The organism is Mesorhizobium sp. M1A.F.Ca.IN.020.06.1.1 (genome assembly GCF_004023265.1).
Classification (GTDB): Bacteria; Pseudomonadota; Alphaproteobacteria; order Rhizobiales; family Rhizobiaceae; genus Mesorhizobium.
The window spans coordinates 1-1,669 of the sequence record NZ_RZSR01001145.1 but is presented as its reverse complement, the minus strand read 5'-3'; the positions used below and the strand labels follow the sequence as shown (position 1 = coordinate 1,669).

Annotated in this window: 2 protein-coding genes; both read right to left on the bottom strand. The window is 65.8% G+C overall.

Going from position 1 to position 1,669, the window contains the following annotated elements; translation table 11 throughout:
- Nucleotides 1–253, bottom strand: a 253-nt coding sequence (locus tag EOA60_RS31870) for a F0F1 ATP synthase subunit epsilon (protein WP_128312542.1), incomplete at its 3' end; no start/stop codon positions are given.
- A 97-nt stretch (nucleotides 254–350) separates the two neighbouring features.
- The coding region (gene atpD, locus EOA60_RS31865) for a F0F1 ATP synthase subunit beta (RefSeq protein ID WP_128312541.1) at nucleotides 351–1,669 on the bottom strand (1,319 nt) is incomplete at its 5' end.

Here is a 1,669-nt window from a genome sequence, read left to right as displayed (position 1 = left end):
CCGCCGATTCGGCCAGCAGCGTGCAGCCGGAGGGCAGGATGTCGGCGAAGCCGCCGAACACGACGTAGCGCTCTTCCTTGCCCGCCGCGGTTTTCACCGTGACGACGCCGGGCTTGATCGTGGTCATGACCGGAGCGTGCTGCGCCATCACGGTCATCTCGCCTTCGGCGCCCGGGATGACGACGGACTCGACCTGCTCGGAAACGAGCAGCCGCTCCGGCGAGACCAATTCGAACTTGAAAGCTTCAGCCATGCCAATCTAGCGAGTAGGAATAGCGAGTAGCGAGTAGTGAAAAACTCGGCCGGCCCACTGATCCCTATTCGCTACTCCCTATTCGCTATTCGCTTCTTTACGCCGCTTCAGCCGCCAGGCGCTGCGCCTTCTCGACCGCTTCCTCAATGCCGCCGACCATGTAGAAGGCGGCTTCGGGCAGATGGTCGTAATCGCCGGCGCAGAGGCCCTTGAAGCCCTTGATGGTGTCGGCAAGGTCGACCAGCTTGCCGGGCGAGCCCGTGAACACTTCGGCGACGAAGAACGGCTGCGACAGGAAGCGCTCGATCTTGCGGGCGCGGGCAACGGTCTGCTTGTCCTCTTCCGACAGCTCGTCCATGCCAAGGATGGCGATGATGTCCTGCAGCGACTTGTAGCGCTGCAGGATCGACTGCACCTGGCGGGCGACCTGGTAGTGCTCCTCGCCGACAACCATCGGGTCGAGCATACGCGAGGTCGAATCGAGCGGATCAACGGCCGGGTAGATGCCCTTTTCCGAGATCGCGCGGTTGAGCACGGTCGTGGCGTCGAGGTGGGCGAAGGAGGTGGCCGGCGCCGGGTCGGTCAAGTCGTCGGCCGGAACGTAGATTGCCTGCACCGAGGTGATCGAGCCCTTGGTCGTGGTCGTGATGCGCTCCTGCAGCGCGCCCATGTCGGTGGCGAGCGTCGGCTGATAGCCCACGGCCGAGGGGATGCGGCCGAGCAGCGCCGACACTTCCGAGCCCGCCTGGGTGAAGCGGAAGATGTTGTCGACGAAGAACAGCACGTCCTGGCCCTGGTCGCGGAAATACTCGGCGACGGTGAGGCCGGTCAGGCCGACGCGGGCGCGCGCGCCCGGCGGCTCGTTCATCTGGCCGTAGACCAGCGCGGCCTTCGAGCCCTGGCCGCCGCCCTTCTTGTTGACGCCCGATTCGATGAACTCGTGATAGAGGTCGTTGCCTTCGCGGGTGCGCTCGCCGACGCCGGCGAACACCGAGAAGCCGCCGTGGGCCTTGGCGACGTTGTTGATCAGCTCCTGGATCAGCACGGTCTTGCCGACGCCGGCGCCGCCGAACAGGCCGATCTTGCCGCCGCGGGCATAAGGCGCCAGCAGGTCGAGAACCTTGATGCCGGTGACCAGGATCTGCGCTTCTGTCGACTGGTCGACATAGGCCGGAGCCGGCTGGTGGATGGCGCGCATTTCGACGGCGTCGACGGGGCCGGCCTCGTCGACCGGCTCGCCGATGACGTTGATGATGCGGCCGAGCATGCCCGGGCCGACCGGCACCGAAATCGGTCCGCCGGTGTCATAGACATCCTGGCCGCGCACGAGACCTTCGGTCGAGTCCATGGCGATGCAGCGCACGGTGTTCTCGCCGAGATGCTGGGCGACTTCGAGGACGAGGCGGTTGCCGACAT